The sequence below is a fragment of the Pseudomonas sp. IT-P294 genome, assembly GCF_949767865.1.
In the GTDB taxonomy this organism is placed as follows: domain Bacteria; phylum Pseudomonadota; class Gammaproteobacteria; order Pseudomonadales; family Pseudomonadaceae; genus Aquipseudomonas.
This window is the reverse complement of sequence record NZ_CATKQW010000005.1, coordinates 109412-124735: the sequence shown is the minus strand read 5'-3', so window position 1 is coordinate 124735 and position 15324 is coordinate 109412. Positions and strand designations below refer to the sequence as shown.

16 protein-coding genes are annotated in these 15324 nt (G+C 61.2%); 10 read left to right on the top strand and 6 right to left on the bottom strand.

Features of this window, described 5'->3' with window-relative positions; all coding sequences use genetic code 11:
- Nucleotides 1-46 precede the first annotated feature (46 nt).
- A complete protein-coding gene (locus ACM6I0_RS04670; protein WP_414921590.1) occupies nt 47-1093 on the top strand; it encodes a class I SAM-dependent methyltransferase in 1047 nt (348 codons plus the stop codon).
- A gap of 91 nt (nt 1094-1184) precedes the next feature.
- Entirely contained in the window at nt 1185-2027 is an 843-nt protein-coding gene (locus tag ACM6I0_RS04665) for an NAD-dependent protein deacetylase (protein WP_414921589.1), read from the top strand.
- A 195-nt stretch (nt 2028-2222) separates the two neighbouring features.
- On the opposite strand, the gene ACM6I0_RS04660 is transcribed toward ACM6I0_RS04665, so the two are convergent.
- Entirely contained in the window at nt 2223-3125 is a 903-nt protein-coding gene (locus tag ACM6I0_RS04660) for a LysR substrate-binding domain-containing protein (protein ID WP_414921588.1), read from the bottom strand.
- Between the two features lie 177 nt (nt 3126-3302).
- Here ACM6I0_RS04660 and ACM6I0_RS04655 point away from each other — a divergent pair, with 177 nt between their 5' ends.
- From ACM6I0_RS04655 to ACM6I0_RS04645, 3 genes are read left to right on the top strand one after another with little or no spacing between them, the layout of a single operon-like run.
- On the top strand, nt 3303-4001 hold the full coding sequence (locus ACM6I0_RS04655) for a CoA transferase subunit A (protein ID WP_149418878.1): 699 nt from the start codon (nt 3303-3305) through the stop codon (nt 3999-4001).
- Nucleotides 4002-4037: 36 nt separating this feature from the next.
- Nucleotides 4038-4703 carry a CoA transferase subunit B gene (locus ACM6I0_RS04650; RefSeq protein ID WP_090182831.1) on the top strand — a complete coding sequence of 222 codons (666 nt, stop codon included), beginning with the start codon at nt 4038-4040 and terminating at the stop codon, nt 4701-4703.
- An 11-nt stretch (nt 4704-4714) separates the two neighbouring features.
- Nucleotides 4715-5896, top strand: coding sequence for an acetyl-CoA C-acetyltransferase (locus ACM6I0_RS04645; protein WP_222585996.1), 1182 nt, complete (start codon nt 4715-4717; stop codon nt 5894-5896).
- A 101-nt stretch (nt 5897-5997) separates the two neighbouring features.
- Here the strand turns inward: ACM6I0_RS04645 and ACM6I0_RS04640 are convergent, their stop codons facing one another.
- Nucleotides 5998-6600 (bottom strand): NADPH-dependent F420 reductase, encoded by a 603-nt coding sequence (locus ACM6I0_RS04640; RefSeq protein ID WP_414921587.1) that lies wholly within the window; start codon nt 6598-6600, stop codon nt 5998-6000.
- A 113-nt stretch (nt 6601-6713) separates the two neighbouring features.
- Here ACM6I0_RS04640 and ACM6I0_RS04635 point away from each other — a divergent pair, with 113 nt between their 5' ends.
- On the top strand, nt 6714-7607 hold the full coding sequence (locus ACM6I0_RS04635; protein WP_285435432.1) for a LysR family transcriptional regulator: 894 nt from the start codon (nt 6714-6716) through the stop codon (nt 7605-7607).
- Nucleotides 7608-7643: 36 nt separating this feature from the next.
- On the opposite strand, the gene ACM6I0_RS04630 is transcribed toward ACM6I0_RS04635, so the two are convergent.
- On the bottom strand, nt 7644-8963 hold the full coding sequence (locus ACM6I0_RS04630; RefSeq protein ID WP_285435431.1) for an Nramp family divalent metal transporter: 1320 nt from the start codon (nt 8961-8963) through the stop codon (nt 7644-7646).
- A gap of 157 nt (nt 8964-9120) precedes the next feature.
- On the opposite strand from ACM6I0_RS04630, the gene ACM6I0_RS04625 reads away from it, so the two are divergent.
- From ACM6I0_RS04625 to ACM6I0_RS04610, 4 genes are all read left to right on the top strand, one after another.
- A complete protein-coding gene (locus tag ACM6I0_RS04625) occupies nt 9121-9915 on the top strand; it encodes a hypothetical protein (protein WP_414921586.1) in 795 nt (264 codons plus the stop codon).
- A gap of 56 nt (nt 9916-9971) precedes the next feature.
- Nucleotides 9972-10895 carry a DMT family transporter gene (locus ACM6I0_RS04620; RefSeq protein ID WP_414921585.1) on the top strand — a complete coding sequence of 308 codons (924 nt, stop codon included), beginning with the start codon at nt 9972-9974 and terminating at the stop codon, nt 10893-10895.
- A gap of 81 nt (nt 10896-10976) precedes the next feature.
- A complete protein-coding gene (locus tag ACM6I0_RS04615) occupies nt 10977-11648 on the top strand; it encodes a glutathione S-transferase family protein (RefSeq protein WP_285435428.1) in 672 nt (223 codons plus the stop codon).
- Between the two features lie 99 nt (nt 11649-11747).
- Nucleotides 11748-12335 (top strand): hypothetical protein, encoded by a 588-nt coding sequence (locus ACM6I0_RS04610; protein ID WP_414921584.1) that lies wholly within the window; start codon nt 11748-11750, stop codon nt 12333-12335.
- Nucleotides 12336-12337: 2 nt separating this feature from the next.
- Here the strand turns inward: ACM6I0_RS04610 and ACM6I0_RS04605 are convergent, their stop codons facing one another.
- The 3 genes from ACM6I0_RS04605 to ACM6I0_RS04595 all read right to left on the bottom strand — a co-directional run bounded on the left by ACM6I0_RS04605 (nt 12338) and on the right by ACM6I0_RS04595 (nt 15271).
- Nucleotides 12338-13054, bottom strand: coding sequence for an alpha/beta hydrolase (locus tag ACM6I0_RS04605; RefSeq protein ID WP_285435426.1), 717 nt, complete (start codon nt 13052-13054; stop codon nt 12338-12340).
- A 207-nt stretch (nt 13055-13261) separates the two neighbouring features.
- The gene (locus tag ACM6I0_RS04600) at nt 13262-14374 is read right to left on the bottom strand and encodes a succinylglutamate desuccinylase/aspartoacylase family protein (RefSeq protein WP_414921583.1); all 1113 of its coding nucleotides are present in this window, start codon (nt 14372-14374) and stop codon (nt 13262-13264) included.
- 117 nt (nt 14375-14491) lie between these two features.
- The gene (locus ACM6I0_RS04595; RefSeq protein WP_090182812.1) at nt 14492-15271 is read right to left on the bottom strand and encodes an ABC transporter substrate-binding protein; all 780 of its coding nucleotides are present in this window, start codon (nt 15269-15271) and stop codon (nt 14492-14494) included.
- Between the last annotated feature and the right edge of the window lie 53 nt (nt 15272-15324).

Here is a 15324-nt window from a genome sequence, read left to right as displayed (position 1 = left end):
ACCCGCCTTGCCTCTGGACCGTGATCCTGTTGAAGGAGCACATGTGATGGACGAGGCCAGACTCAATGATTTCATGGGCAAACTGGTGGGTGACATGGGCGGTGCGGCAATGCTCGCCAACGTCATCCTCGGCGAAGAACTCGGCCTGTACCGCGCGATGGCCGACAGTCAGCCCATCACCCCCGAAGCACTTGCCGACAAAACCGGCTGCAACACCCGCCTGCTGCGCGAATGGCTCAGCGCCCACGCCGCATCCGGTTACATGGAGCACCAAGGCGGCCAGTTCCGCCTGCCCGAAGAACAAGCCCTGGCGCTGGCCATCGAGGACTCGCCGGTCTATATCGCGGGCGGTGTCGGGGTGGTCGCATCGTTTTTCCATGACAAGGACAAACTGGTCAACGCCATGCGCGGCAATGGCGCCCTGGCCTGGGGCGATCACCATCCGTGCATGTTCAGCGGCACCGAACGGTTCTTCCGTCCCGGCTACAAAGCACATCTGGTCGACGAGTGGCTGCCAGCCCTGGAAGGCGTCGTCGCCAAACTGGAGGCCGGCGCCAAAGTCGCTGACATCGGCTGCGGACACGGCGCCTCCACGGTCATCATGGCCCAGGCGTTCCCGGACTCGCGGTTCGTCGGTTTCGACTACCACGCGCCCTCCGTCACCGTCGCCACCCAGCGCGCCGAAGAAGGTGGCGTGAGCGGACGTGCGCGGTTCTTCCAGGGCACGGCAAAAAGCTTTCCCGGCGACGACTATGACCTGATCTGCTATTTCGATTGCCTGCACGACATGGGCGACCCGGTGGGCGCGGCCAAACACGCCTATGACGCGCTGAAACCGGACGGCACGGTGCTGCTGGTGGAACCGTTCGCCAACGATACGCTCGACGACAACATCAACCCGGTGGGCCGGCTGTTCTACGCCGCCTCGACGTTCATTTGCACACCGAACTCGCTGTCGCAAGAAGTCGGTCTGGGGCTCGGCGCCCAGGCCGGTGAGGCACGGTTGCGCAAGGTCTTCACCGACGCGGGGTTCAAGCACTTCCGGCGAGCCACGGAAACGCCGTTCAACCTGATTCTGGAGGCGCGTAAATAAAGCGCCGATCATCGCCTGGGCAGGCAACCTGTCCGGGCGATGATCGGCAAATGCTACCCTGCAAACACTCAAGGCCCCCGGAGTGTTGAACATGCTCGACCGCCCCATCCGCGAACAACTCGACCGACTCCAGCAATGGATGACCGAACAGCCGTTTATGGTCCTGACCGGCGCCGGCATCAGCACGCCGTCAGGCATTCCGGATTACCGCGACAACCAGGGCGTGCGGCGTGGCCGGCAACCGATGATGTATCAGGAGTTCCTGTCGGCCCCGGAATCGCGGCGACGCTATTGGGCGCGGGCGATGCTTGGCTGGCCGCGCGTGCGCCAGGCGCAGCCGAACGTGGCCCACGAAGCATTAGCCAGTTTGCAAAGCGCGCGGCAGATCAGCGGGTTGATCACCCAGAACGTCGACACCTTGCATGACCAGGCCGGCAGCCATGACGTGATCGAGTTGCATGGCAGCCTGCACCGGGTGCTGTGCCTGGATTGCGGGCAACGCAGCGCACGGGATTCGATTCAGCAACTGATGGAGGCACAAAACCCCTATCTGGCCGGGGTCGATGCGGTGCAGGCGCCGGACGGCGACACGCTGCTGGATGCGGCGTTCGAGGCGCGGTTTCAGGTGCCGCACTGTCCGCAGTGCGCCGGGGAACGGATGAAGCCGGACGTGGTGTTTTTTGGCGAGAACGTCGCGCAAGCAACAGCGGCCAAAGCGATGGCGGCGGTTGAACAGGCAGCGGGATTGTTGGTGGTGGGGTCATCGCTGATGGCGTATTCGGCGTTTCGGTTGTGCCGGGCGGTGGCGGATCAGGGCAAGCCGTTGATGGCGATCAATCTGGGCAAGACTCGGGCGGATGATTTGCTGGATATGAAGATCGAGGCATCGTGCGAACAGCTTCTGCCTTTGCTGGCACAGCACCTCTCGCTCTGATCTGATCGTTCCCATGCTCCGCGTGGGAATGCCTCAACGGACGCTCCGCGTTCGGCTCTAGAGGTGACGCGGAGCGTCACGGGCTGCATTCCCACGCAGAGCGTGGGAACGATCAGTTATCGTGTGAGCAGTTGCTCCCGCTCCTGGCTCAGCGCCTCTCCTCCTGATTCAACCAAAACCCCTGTGGGATTGTGATCAAGGCAGGGAGACTTGTTGACCCAGGTTTTGTTCTTTGAGGATATCGAACAACGCCTGCGCCGCCGCCGACAGCTCGATCCCCGGTTTGGTCAGCACCCCGATTGCCCGCTCCACCACCGGGTCGCGCAAGGTGATGCAGCGTGCGCCCAGTTCGCGCATCTGCCCGGCACACAACGCCGGCACCGCGCTTACGCCCAACCCGCTGGCCACCATCCGCCCCACGGTCGCCAACTGATGGCTTTCAAACTCCACCGGCAACCTCATGCCCCGCGCCTGCAAGTGTTCCTCCAGCATCACCCGCACCGTCGACGGTCGCTGCAGGGTGATGAACGGTTCCTTGAGCAAGGTCTGCCAGTCGATGTCTTGCAAGTCGGCAAAAGGCGAATCCTGCGGCACGACGGCCACGAACCGGTCCATGTACAACGGCGTAAATGCCAGTGATGAACTCTGTGTCGGCTCGAACGCCACCCCCAGTTCCACCTGCCGGTCGCGCACCATTTCCAGCACCTGCTCGTTGATCACGTCGTTCACCGTGACGTTGACCTTCGGATACCGCGCGCGAAAGGTCTTGAGGATCGGCGGCAGCAGGTTCCCGGCAAACGACGGCATCGCCGCCAGCGTGACGCGACCGCGCTGGAGGGTGAAACGCTGGCGCAGTTCGTCCTCGGCATTGTCCCAGTCAGCGATCAACCGGCGCGCCAGGGGCACCAGGGATTCACCTTCGGCGGTCAGTGCCACGTTGCGCGTGTTGCGGGTGAACAGCCGCCCGCCCAGGCCTTCTTCCAGCGCCTTGATGGTCAGGCTCAACGCCGATTGCGACAGGTGCAACCGCTCGCATGCCACGGCAAAGCTCAGGCTCTGGGCCACGGCCAAAAACGCCCTGATCTGCTTGACGGTCATAGTCGCTTCGCTCCAGTTGTAAGCTCTAAGCTCTAAGCTGTAAGTTGAAAGGCAGTTATTTGTTGAGTTTTATGAATCAATCAACCTTAAAAATCAACTTAACAAATAAATCCTTCGGCGAGACACTCCTACCCCATACGGCTAGCCAGCCGCCCATCAAGAATAAAAGAGGTGCATATGGCAGGTTTCGACAAGCGCGTGAGTTCCTACGAGGAAGCTCTGGCAGGTCTTGAAGACGGCATGACCGTGATCGCCGGCGGCTTCGGCCTGTGTGGCATTCCGGAAAACCTGATCGCCGAGATCAAGCGCAAGGGCACGCGTGACCTCACCGTGGTTTCCAACAACTGCGGCGTCGACGGTTTCGGCCTCGGCGTGCTGCTGGAAGACCGGCAGATCCGCAAAGTGGTGGCCTCCTACGTCGGCGAGAACAAACTGTTCGAAGACCAACTGCTCAAAGGCGAAATCGAAGTCGTCCTGACCCCGCAAGGCACCCTCGCCGAAAAAATGCGCGCAGGCGGTGCCGGCATCCCGGCGTTCTTCACCGCCACCGGCGTCGGCACCCCAGTCGCCGAAGGCAAGGAAGTGCGCGAATTCCATGGTCGCAAGTACCTGATGGAAGAATCCATCACCGGTGACTTCGCCATCGTCAAAGGCTGGAAAGCCGACCATTTCGGCAACGTCATCTACCGCCACACCGCCCAAAACTTCAACCCGCTGGCCGCCACCGCCGGCAAGATCACCGTGGTCGAAGTCGAAGAAATCGTCGAACCCGGCGAGCTGGACCCGGCGCAGATCCACACCCCTGGCATCTACGTCGACCGGGTCATTTGCGGCACGTTCGAGAAGCGCATCGAACAGCGCACCGTGCGTAAGTGATCCCCTGCCCCCGGACCGAATGAAGGAATAACAACAATGGCACTTTCCCGCGAACAAATGGCTCAACGCGTCGCCCGCGAAATGCAGGACGGCTTCTACGTGAACCTGGGCATCGGCATTCCGACCCTGGTCGCCAACTACATTCCCGAAGGCATGGAAGTCATGCTGCAGTCGGAAAACGGCCTGCTCGGCATGGGTCCCTTCCCGACGGAAGAAACCATCGATGCCGACATGATCAACGCCGGCAAACAAACCGTGACCGCGCGCATCGGCGCGTCGATCTTTTCCTCGGCTGAATCCTTCGCGATGATTCGCGGTGGTCATGTCGACCTGACCGTGCTGGGCGCCTTTGAAGTCGATGTCGAAGGCAACATCGCCTCCTGGATGATCCCCGGCAAGCTGGTCAAGGGCATGGGCGGCGCCATGGACCTGGTGGCCGGCGCGGACAACATCATCGTCATCATGACCCACGCTTCGAAAGACGGTGAGTCCAAGCTCTTGTCCAAATGCAGCCTGCCGCTGACCGGCGCCGGCTGCATCAAACGTGTGCTGACTGACCTGGCTTACCTTGAAATCAAGGACGGCGCGTTCATTCTCAAGGAACGTGCACCGGGTGTCAGCGTTGAAGAGATCGTCGCCAAGACTGCCGGTAAACTGATCGTGCCGGATCACGTTCCGGAAATGCAGTTCGCTGCCCAGTGAGGAATCATTCCATGCAAGACGTCGTTATTGTTGCCGCCACCCGCACCGCCATCGGCAGTTTCCAGGGTTCGCTGGCCGGTGTGTCCGCCGTTGACCTGGGCGCTGCGGTGATCCGTCAGTTGCTGGCGCAGACCGGGCTCGACCCGGCGCAAGTCGATGAAGTGATCATGGGCCAGGTGTTGACCGCCGGTGCCGGGCAAAACCCTGCGCGCCAGTCTGCGATCAAGGCCGGCCTGCCGTTCACCGTACCGGCCATGACCCTGAACAAGGTCTGCGGTTCGGGCCTCAAGGCGCTGCACCTGGCCACTCAGGCGATTCGCTGCGGCGACGCTGACGTGATCATTGCCGGCGGCCAGGAAAACATGAGCCTGTCCAACTACGTCATGCCCGGCGCACGCACCGGCCTGCGCATGGGTAATGCGCAAATCGTCGACACCATGATCAGCGACGGCCTGTGGGACGCGTTCAACGATTACCACATGGGCATCACCGCCGAGAACCTGGCCGAGAAATACAGCCTGACGCGTGAGCAGCAGGACGCATTCGCCGCGGCCTCGCAGCAGAAAGCCACGGCCGCCATCGAAGCCGGGCGTTTTGTTGATGAAATCACGCCGATCCTGATCCCGCAGCGCAAGGGCGATCCGCTGTCCTTCGCCACCGATGAACAACCACGCGCCGGCACCACGGCCGAAGCGCTGGGCAAACTGAAACCGGCCTTCAAGAAGGACGGTTCGGTGACCGCCGGTAACGCTTCTTCGCTGAACGACGGCGCTGCCGCCGTGATCCTGATGAGCGCGGAAAAAGCCAAGGCACTCGGCCTGCCGGTGCTGGCGAAAATCGCGGCTTACGCCAACGCGGGCGTCGACCCGGCGATCATGGGCATCGGCCCGGTATCGGCCACTCGCCGCTGCCTGAGCAAGGCCGGCTGGTCCATCGACCAACTGGACCTGATCGAAGCCAACGAAGCGTTCGCCGCGCAATCGCTGGCCGTGGCCAAGGACCTGGAATGGGACTTGAACAAGGTCAACGTCAACGGCGGCGCCATCGCTTTGGGCCACCCGATCGGTGCATCAGGTTGCCGGGTGCTGGTGACCTTGCTGCATGAAATGATCAAGCGCGACGCCAAGAAAGGCCTCGCCACCCTGTGCATCGGCGGTGGTCAGGGCGTGGCCCTGGCGATCGAGCGGGCGTAAAGCGTTCAACAGACTGCGCGGGGACCCACGAATAGCCGCCGCAGTCTGGCAAAACACCCGGTGCGATTCACGTCGCACCGGGTTCTTTTTTTGTCTGGCCTTCAGGCAAATTTCACCAAATTGAGCGTGGGCAACGGGCCGCCCGGAAACTGCGCCAGTTTCGCCCCGACACTCAGCGCCCCAAGATCAATCCCGAAGAAGCCCAATTGCTCGATCAGCGCAGCCACTTGAGCGTTCGCCTGGGCATCATCGCCCGAAACAAACAGCACCCGCCGTCCGCCCTCTGCCGCCGGATCGCTTTCCAGAAAGCGCGCCTGCAGGTGATTGAACCCCTTGACCACGCGTGCACCGGGCACCCACTCGGCAAACACTTCACTGGACATGCGTCCCTGCAAATCCACCACTTTGAACGATGGCGCCTCGATTGAGTTGTTGGCATCGATGACGATCCGCCCGGCAAAATCCGGCAGACCGGCCAGCGCGCTCGGCAACTTCGACCAATTGACCGCCACCAGCACCATCGGCTGCGCGGCCGCTTCTTCACGGGTGCCGGCGCGCGCCGTTGGCCCGAGTTCCGCCACCAGTGAAGCCAGTGTTTCAGGTCCACGGCTGTTGGCGATGACCACTTCAATACCTTTGCGTGAAAGCGCCCGGGCAAAGGCCGAGCCGATGGCGCCGGCGCCGATGATTCCAATTGTGCTCATGATTGTTCACTCCGAGGGGGTTGTCGTTGGAATGAATACTGCACTTGCCATTAGTGCTTGATTAGTCGGTAATGCCTTGAATCATTTTCAAGTATTGCTATCAGGTGGCAGCCATGGAAACCCTCGCCAATCTTGAATCCTTCGTGCGCAGCGCCGAAACCGGGAGCTTTTCGGCGGCGGCACGCTTGCTCGCACTGACGCCTGCTGCGGTCAGCCGCAACGTGGCGATGCTCGAACGCAACCTCGGTGTGCGGCTATTCCAGCGTTCGACCCGCAAGCTGTCGTTGACTGAAGCCGGTGAACGTCTACTGGCGAGCATCGGCGGCAATCTGCAGGCGCTGCAAACGGCGATCAGCGCGGTGAGCAGCGACCGGAGCGAACCGGCCGGGGTGCTCAAGGTCAGCCTCGCGCCGACCTTTGGCATCGGGCATGTGTTGCCATTGCTGCCAGCGTTCCTGGCGCTTTACCCGTTGATCCGCCCTGAATGGCACTTCGAAAACCGCCAGGTGGACCTGATTGCCGAGGGCTATGACGCGGCCATCGGCGGCGGTTTCGAGCTGACGCCCGGGGTCATCTCTCGAACACTGGCGGCGGCGGATATCGTGGCAGTGGCTTCCCCGGCCTATATGGCAGGGCGCGCGCTGCCCGACAATCCGGAGCACTTGCACCGATTCGACGGCATCGTGATGCGCGGCAGCCGCACGGGACGGATTCGCCAATGGGTCATGCAGGACGGCGCGGGCAATGAGGCGCAGGCGAACATGAGCGAAAACATCGTGCTCAATGACCCGGCCGCCATGCGTGAGGCGGCGATCCTCGGTTTGGGGGTGACGTTGCTGGTGTTGCCGGATGTGGCCGCGAATATCGAGCGCGGCGAACTGCTGCGCCTGTTGCCCGATTGGTACGCGAATGCGGGACCGATTTCGTTGTATTACCCGAGCCGTACGCTGATGCCGGCCAAGACCCGAGCCTTTATCGATTTTGTGGTGGAGGCCTTTCAGCGGTAGAACGCGTCATCGATTTTCACGAGCAGGCCCGTCCGGTCACGCCAAAAACTGCAGAATCAACCAGCTGTTCGCCCCGCTGATCACCACAAACAACCCCCACGACAACACCCGCGTCGGCCATTGATTCACAAACGGCCCCATGAGCGTGTGGTCGTTGGTCATGCGTATCAGCGGGTACAGCGCAAACGGCAACTGCAGACTCAACACCACCTGACTCAACACCAGCAGCTTGCCAATCGCGTTATCGCCCATCAGCCAGACGCCGATAAACGCCGGGATCAATGCCAGCCCCCGGGTAATCAGCCTGCGCTGATAGCAGGGAATCCGCAGGTTCAGAAACCCCTCCATGATCACCTGCCCGGCAATGGTCCCGGTAAAGGTTGAGCTCTGTCCCGACGCCAGCAACGCCACGCCGAACAACACGCTGGCCAGCGCCCCGCCCACCAATGGATCGAGCAAGTGGTAGGCGTCCTGGATGTCCACCACATCGGTGTGCCCGCTCTGGTGAAACGCGGCCGCCGCCAGGATCAGAATCGCCGCATTCACCAGCAGCGCCAACGCCAGCGAACCGATGGTGTCGATACGCGCCAGATTAACCGCGTCCTGCTTGCTGGCCATGTCCTTGCCGATCATTCGGGTCTGCACGATCGAGGTGTGCAGGTACAAGTTATGCGGCATCACCGTGGCCCCGAGAATGCCGATGGCCAGGTACAGCGGCGCAGCGTCGCCAATGGCCGACAGTGAGGGTGTAAAGCCGCGCGCAACGTCCGGCCAATACGGCTTGATCAGCAGCAATTCGACGAAGAAACACACGCCGATGGTGCTTACCAGCACCAGCATGATCGCCTCCAGGCGACGGAAACCACGGTTTTGCAGGGCCAGCACCAGCAGCGTGTCAAACGCGGTCAGCGCAATGCCGAACGTCAGCGAACAGCCCAGCAGCAAATGGAACGCCAGCGCGCAGCCGAGCACTTCGGCCAGGTCGGTGGCGATGATCGAGATTTCCGCCAGCAGCCATTGAGTCCGCGCCGTGCGCGTGCTGTAGCGTTCACGGCACAGTTGCGCCAGATCTCGACCGGTGGCGATGCCCAGGCGCGAACACAAACATTGCACCACCATCCCCGCCAGACTCGCCAGCAGCACCACGAACAACAGGCTGTAGCCAAATCGCGAGCCGGCCTCGATGGCCGTGGCCCAATTGCCCGGGTCCATGTAGCCGATGGACACCAACAAGCCCGGCCCGGCAAACCGCAGGACCCGTTTGAAAAATGACGCGTTCGGGTCAACCGCAACGCTGCCGGCCACTTCCGGCGGGCAAAACGGCGCGGTGGCGACTTTGGGCAAACTGAATTTCACACAAACATCCAGAAACAAGTGGGAGGCAAGCAGCTTAGACGTTTCGCCCGACACACCCAAGGGCCAGCAACTTTGTATACAAAACACGCCAATCGATAGAGCAATCTGTCGCCCGCAATGCTAACGTTGCCGCCTCACTCAGGTCGGAGACGCGTGCGTGCTGATGCTCAAACTGCTGGTGATTCCCGGATTTCTCTTGCTGATTTCCCTCGCGGGCAAGCGCTGGGGCCCCAGCGTGGCCGGTTGGCTGTCAGGATTGCCGGTGGTGGTGGGACCGATTCTGTTCTTCCTCGCCATTGAACAAGGCGAGGCATTCGCCGCTCAGTCCGCGACGGCGGCGTTATCGGCGATGTTCGCCATGATTGCCTTCTGCGTGACCTACGCCCAAGTCGCTCAACGGAGGCGATGGCCGTGGACATTGACGATTTCACTGCTGGTCTGGGCCGGCGTGGCGGTGGTGCTCTCGCAGGTTCCGCCGTCGCTGCTGTTCTCGGTCATCGCGGCCAGCACCGCACTGCTGGCGGCGCCGTACCTGTTTCCAAAGGTGCAGCCCATCGTTTCGGGTCCTGCGCCCAAGTCCGACAAATTGCTGCTGCGCATGATTGCCGGCGCCTTGCTGACGCTGGCGGTCACGCTGCTGGCCCGCACCGTCGGCGAAGGCTGGAGCGGTCTGCTTGCGGTGTTCCCGGTCTTGGGCAGCGTGATGGCGGTGTTTTCCCAGCAGACTCGCGGACCGGCATTTACGGCCGCCTTGCTGCGTGCAACCGCCACCGGCATGTATTCCTTTGCGGCGTTTTGCCTGGTGTTGGCGCTGGCCTTGCCAACCATAGGCATGAATGCCTTTGCCCTGGGAGTGGCGGTGTCTGTGGGGATGCTGGGCATCACTCGACGTTTACTCGCACGACCGGTCAATTCGACCGTCGCGGCTGGACGTTCAGCGATCAAACGCTAAGCTCCTTCACACCCAAAGGGCCAGGATGTCGCCCGCTACGTGCTGAAGGAACAGACATGAGCCCCGCAACGTCTCTCGCCCGCCGCTCCCAAACCGCCACCACCATTGGCGTGATCGCAATAGCGCTCTGGTCCTGCCTGGCGCTGTTGACCACCCTCACCGAAGGCATTCCACCGTTTGAATTGCTGACGCTGAGTTTCGGCATAGCGTTTGCCGTGAGCCTGGTGATCCTCGGTCGACGCGGCATCGCCGGATTCAGTAGCTGGCGACAACCATGGGCCGTTTGGGCAACCGGATTCGTGGGCATTTTCGTGTATCACGGACTGTATTTTTTTGCGCTCAAAGCCGCGCCCGCCGCCGAAGCCAGCTTGATCAATTATTTGTGGCCGCTGTTGCTGGTGTTGCTCTCGGCGTTCGCCGCCGGAGAGAAGCTGCAGAAGCGGCAAATGCTCGGTGCCCTGCTCGGTCTGGCCGGCACCGCATTCATCATGCAACAACACACCACGGTGACGGGTGCGGCGATGCCGGTGGCTGGTTACCTCGCGGCGTTTGGCTGTGCACTGATCTGGGCAGGGTATTCGGTGATCAACCGACGGTTCAGCGAAGTGCCAAGCAGCATCATCGGCGGTATTTGCGGTTTGTCGGCGGTCTGCGGCCTGATCTGTCACCTGGCGTTCGAAACCACGGTAAGGCCCGATTTCAACCAATGGGCAGCGATCGTTGTGCTTGGTCTCGGGCCGGTGGGCATGGCCTTTCTTGCCTGGGACCACGCCACCAAACACGGCAGCCTGGCGACGCTGGGCGCGCTGTCCTACCTGGCGCCGTTGATCTCGACGTTATTGCTGATCGCCGCAGGCCGCAGCCAGGCCGGACCGATCCTGATCGTTCCGGCGGTATTGATCATTGCCGGGGCAGTGATCGCCACGACGCGATCAACAGAAAAAGTCAGCGCAACACGTTCGATCATTCCGAACGAGTAAAGCAAAAACCTTGCACGTCAATCGAACGGGTCTAGCCCAAGATCAGCCTCAGTTCACAACCCACTGACTGAGGCCTGCACCATGAAATTCTTTTTCCACCCTTCGCCAAACCCGATGAAAGTTGCCCTGCTGCTCGAAGAACTGCAAACGCCTTACGAGTTGATCGGCGTTGACACGTTCAAGGGCGAACAACACCTGCCTGCCTTCCTGGCGATCAATCCGAACGCCAAGGTGCCGGCCCTGGTCGACGGCGATGCCACCGTTTTCGACTCCCAGGCCATCCTGCTGCACCTGGCGCAGAAACATCAGCGCTTCTTGCCAACCTCCGTCGCCGGGCAAGCGGAACTGCTGTCGTGGCTAATGTTCATCGCGACCGGTCTGTCGCCCTTCTCGGGTCAAGCCGTGCATTTCCTGCACCACGCTCCGGAAGATCTGCCTTACGCGAAAAACCGCTACCTCAAGGAAGTCGAACGTCACTACCGCGTGCTCGACCAACGCCTGGCCGATCATCAGTACCTGGCCGGCGACACCTACAGCATCGCCGACATGGCATTGTGGGGCTGGGCCAACTACGCGCCGTACATCCTTGGCGAAAACGGCCTGGCGGCGTACCCGAACATCAAGCGCCTGTTCGATGAGATCAGCGCCCGTCCGGCGGCCCAACGTGCCCAGGGCCTGAAAGAGAAACTGGTGCTCAAGGCCGAGTTCGATGAAGAAACCCGCCGCAACCTGTTCCCGCAGAATCAGGCGTAATCCACCTGTCCAGCCTGCACCTGATCGCAGGGAGTGGAATGGATAACAGCCTCCATGGGATGATCGCCCGCAAAGCGCGACCATCCCTGGAGTTTTCGAATGTCATTGTTGAGTAAAAAAGCCGTTGTCCTGTTGTTGACGGCGGCCGCCAGCCTTGGGGCGTTGAATGCCCATGCCGCCAAGGCCACCGCCAGCGACAAAGCGCCTGCCCAAGAGGTCTCGATGCTCGGCGGCAAGTTCAAGTTCAGCCTGCCCAAGGGTTTCATCGCCAACCCGCTGCCCGCTGGCGACGCAGCCGCCGGGACCGCTGGGGCCACCGGCACCATGTACACCAACCAGGCCACGAAAACCGTGGTGATCGCCGCTGAAAACACCATCCCTGGCGGCGCCAATGTCAAAGACAACGACAGTCAGTTTCTCGACTCCGCCGCGTCCGACTTCGCCACCGAGCAAGCCCATGCGCTGCCGGACTTCACCAAACTCAGCGAAAAAAGCCTGACCCAGAAAGGCACCGGGCTGGGTCTGCGGCAGATCGACAGCTCCGCCACCCAGGGCGGCGGCAAGACCCTCGACACCACGGTGATGGCGGCGTCCAACACCCGCATGGCAATCGTTCAGGTGATTTCCCGTCTGAGCGACAATGCCGGCCACGAAACGCTGGTCAAGCAGATCGTCTCCGGCAAGTAAGGTCAGGGGTTGAGGCGCTGTAACCAGGCGCGCAAATCCTCTAGCTCGGCCTCATTGATGTTGTGGCCGAGACCTTCGTAGCCGTGGAACTCAGGCTTGAGTGACAAGCGCTGTAAAAAGCTGTCGGCGTCGGTGCCGTCTTTGTAGGGCAGGCGTTTGTCTGCGGTGCCATGACCAATGAAAATCGCCAGCTTCTGGCGTTTTTCATCCGGTTTGAGCTCGGATTTGAGCACCGGCAGAATCCGCCCGCTCAGCGCGGCAATCCCGCCCACGGCCTCGGGGTGACGCAACGCCAGCTCGTAGGACATGATCGCCCCCTGACTGAAACCCACGAGGAACACCTTGTCCGGTTCGGTCTGATATTTCTTCGCCGCCTGGGCGATGAAATCCAGCAGCACCTTGGCGCTGCTCTTCAAGTCATCGGTTTCACCGTTGTAGGCGCCTTCGCCTTTCTTGCGAAACCACTGATAACTGTCCTCATCCAGCCTCACTGGCGCCTGAATCGACAGAAAGTTGTACTGCGCCGGTAACTCATCCTTGATGCCGAACAGGTCTTGCTCGTTACTGCCGTAACCGTGGAGAAAAATCACCAGGGGCTGGTGGCGGGATTCGGGGTTAGCCTGCTCCAGGTACTTGAGCGGCAGATCGGTGAGCAGCGGGGTTTGAGCCTGGACGGTGGCGGATGCCAGCAGCGTCAACAGAGCGAGAATCTTCAACATAAACCTTCCTTCACAGCGCGCAGGATTCGGGGCAGAGCCTAACACCGTGAAAGATGTTAGGTGTTTGATGATCGTTCCCACGCTCTGCGTGGGAATGCCTCAACGGACGCTCCGCGTTCGGCTTCAGGGACGCGGAGCGTCCCGGGCTGCATTCCCACGCAGAGCGTGGGAACGATCGGTATCATCGTGGGAGCGATCGGATTAGCCTCAATCGTTGATGAGTTTTCCTGCCCGAATCGGCTCCCGCCCCGCCACTTTCGCCTGCCACGTCCCCGGCTGCGTATACCGTCCACGATCAATGGCGAACAACACGCCGCTGGTGCCGGCGTGCACGGTGGTCACGCGATCATTCAGCGGATCGACCACTTCAAACAGCGCATCGCCCTGCTCTACCCATTCACCCGAATCACGCAGAAAACTCACCACCCCGTGATGCGGCGCGAACAGGTACTCAGTGCCCTCGAACGGCATGCCCTCACAGCATTCGCTCGGCGCCGCTGGCCAGGTACCCTGGATGAAACCCTGCTCGGCGAGGAAGCCGAGAATCGCCTCGCAATTGGCCTGGGCCTGATCGACCCGGGTGTCGCCCATACTGCCCAGTTCCAGCGTGGTCGCCAGGTTGGCCGGTGGAATGTTCGCCTCGGGAAAGCTCCGCGCCAGGCGCAACCACGGCGAAGAACAGGACTCATCGAATGAACTGCCGCCGGAATCTTCACAGAGCAACGCCACGCCGGCCTTCAGACGCGCCGCCAGGGACTGCCACTGAGGCCAGTGTTGCGGCAAGGCATAGAGGTGAATCGCCGCATCGAAATCGCAATGCAGATCCAGGGTGATGTCGGCATCGCACGCGTGACGCAGCAGCAAACGGTGCATGGCTTCCAGTTGCGAGGCCGGTGCTGGCAAGCCATCAAGGACCTGACCCATGGCTTGGCGAATCAACGCAATGTTGGCTTGCGCATCGTGACCCAACTGATCGCCGATCAACGCCGCCACCGGGCCGCTGAGTTCCACGAAGGAGCGGTTGAAGTTCTTGCCGCTGCCCAGTTCGAAGCGGCCCATGTGGCTGCCTTGCAGATGCTGATCGAGGCCAATCGGATTGGCCACCGGCACCAGTTCGATCACGCCCTGCAGCTGGCCCTGAGCTTCGAGTTCGGTCAGGCGCTTTTTCAGCTCCCATGCGGTGCGCATGCCCGGCAGTTCATCGGCGTGCAGGCTGGCCTGGATGTAGACCTTGCGAGCGCCCGCGCCGTAACGAAACACGCTGAGGGTGCGCTCGGTGCCCAGGTGGCTCCAGGGCAATGAATGGTCGATGCGTTGCATGGGTAACTCCAATATAAGGGGCACTGAGATCACTCCCACAGGGATCTCATTTTAATAGTGAGAGCGAAAAAAAAATGGCAACCGCGTCAACGGTTGCCACTTTTTCAAACGGCGTGATTACTCGCCGTAAACGTCAAACGCGAAGTACTTGTCCTGCACTTGCTTGTACTTGCCGTTGGCGCGGATTTCGGTGATGGCGGTGTTGAATTTGTCCGCCAGCTCTTTATCGCCTTTGCGCACCGCAATACCGGCGCCGCCGCCGAAGTACTTGGCGTCTTCGTAGGTCGGGCCAACGAAGGCAAAACCTTTGCCGGCGTCGGTTTTCAGGAAACCGTCGTCCAGGTTGACCGAGTCGGCCAGCAGCGCGTCAACGCGGCCAGAGACCATGTCCAGGTTGGCTTCCTGCTGCGAGCCATAACGCACCAGCTCGATGCCGGCCGGCACCAGCACTTCGGTGGCGAAACGGTCGTGGGTACTGGCACGCAGCACGCCGACTTTCTTGCCTTTGAGCTCGGTCAGCGGGTCTTTGATGTCGGTGCCGGCCTTCATCACGAAGCGCGCCGGGGTGTGGTAGTACTTGATGGTGAAATCGACGTTCTTCTTGCGGTCGTCAGTGATGGTCATGGACGACAGGATCGCGTCGATTTTCTTCACTTTCAGTGCCGGGATCAGGCCGTCGAATTCTTGCTCGACCCAGGTGCACTTCACTTTCATCTGCTCACACAGCGCGTCACCGATATCCACGTCGAAACCGGTGAGTTTGCCGTCAGGGGTTTTCATCGAGAATGGCGGGTAGCCGGCTTCGATACCGATGCGGATCGGCTTGGCGTCTTCGGCCACAGCGGTCAGGGACAACATCGACAGTGCCAGGGCACCGAACATCACTAGCTTCTTCATTTATTACTCCTGTGTGCGGAGGCTTTTATTGGCAGCGTTCGATTAGCATCTTT

What these genes read in the sequence shown, in the direction of transcription:
- ACM6I0_RS04670 (WP_414921590.1), top strand. Translation starts at nt 47, where the DNA reads ATGGACGAGGCCAGACTCAATGATTTCATGGGCAAACTGGTGGGTGAC.
- ACM6I0_RS04665 (WP_414921589.1), top strand. Translation starts at nt 1,185, where the DNA reads ATGCTCGACCGCCCCATCCGCGAACAACTCGACCGACTCCAGCAATGG.
- ACM6I0_RS04660 (WP_414921588.1), bottom strand. Translation starts at nt 3,125, where the DNA reads ATGACCGTCAAGCAGATCAGGGCGTTTTTGGCCGTGGCCCAGAGCCTG.
- ACM6I0_RS04655 (WP_149418878.1), top strand. Translation starts at nt 3,303, where the DNA reads ATGGCAGGTTTCGACAAGCGCGTGAGTTCCTACGAGGAAGCTCTGGCA.
- ACM6I0_RS04650 (WP_090182831.1), top strand. Translation starts at nt 4,038, where the DNA reads ATGGCACTTTCCCGCGAACAAATGGCTCAACGCGTCGCCCGCGAAATG.
- ACM6I0_RS04645 (WP_222585996.1), top strand. Translation starts at nt 4,715, where the DNA reads ATGCAAGACGTCGTTATTGTTGCCGCCACCCGCACCGCCATCGGCAGT.
- ACM6I0_RS04640 (WP_414921587.1), bottom strand. Translation starts at nt 6,600, where the DNA reads ATGAGCACAATTGGAATCATCGGCGCCGGCGCCATCGGCTCGGCCTTT.
- ACM6I0_RS04635 (WP_285435432.1), top strand. Translation starts at nt 6,714, where the DNA reads ATGGAAACCCTCGCCAATCTTGAATCCTTCGTGCGCAGCGCCGAAACC.
- ACM6I0_RS04620 (WP_414921585.1), top strand. Translation starts at nt 9,972, where the DNA reads ATGAGCCCCGCAACGTCTCTCGCCCGCCGCTCCCAAACCGCCACCACC.
- ACM6I0_RS04615 (WP_285435428.1), top strand. Translation starts at nt 10,977, where the DNA reads ATGAAATTCTTTTTCCACCCTTCGCCAAACCCGATGAAAGTTGCCCTG.
- ACM6I0_RS04610 (WP_414921584.1), top strand. Translation starts at nt 11,748, where the DNA reads ATGTCATTGTTGAGTAAAAAAGCCGTTGTCCTGTTGTTGACGGCGGCC.
- ACM6I0_RS04605 (WP_285435426.1), bottom strand. Translation starts at nt 13,054, where the DNA reads ATGTTGAAGATTCTCGCTCTGTTGACGCTGCTGGCATCCGCCACCGTC.
- ACM6I0_RS04600 (WP_414921583.1), bottom strand. Translation starts at nt 14,374, where the DNA reads ATGCAACGCATCGACCATTCATTGCCCTGGAGCCACCTGGGCACCGAG.
- ACM6I0_RS04595 (WP_090182812.1), bottom strand. Translation starts at nt 15,271, where the DNA reads ATGAAGAAGCTAGTGATGTTCGGTGCCCTGGCACTGTCGATGTTGTCC.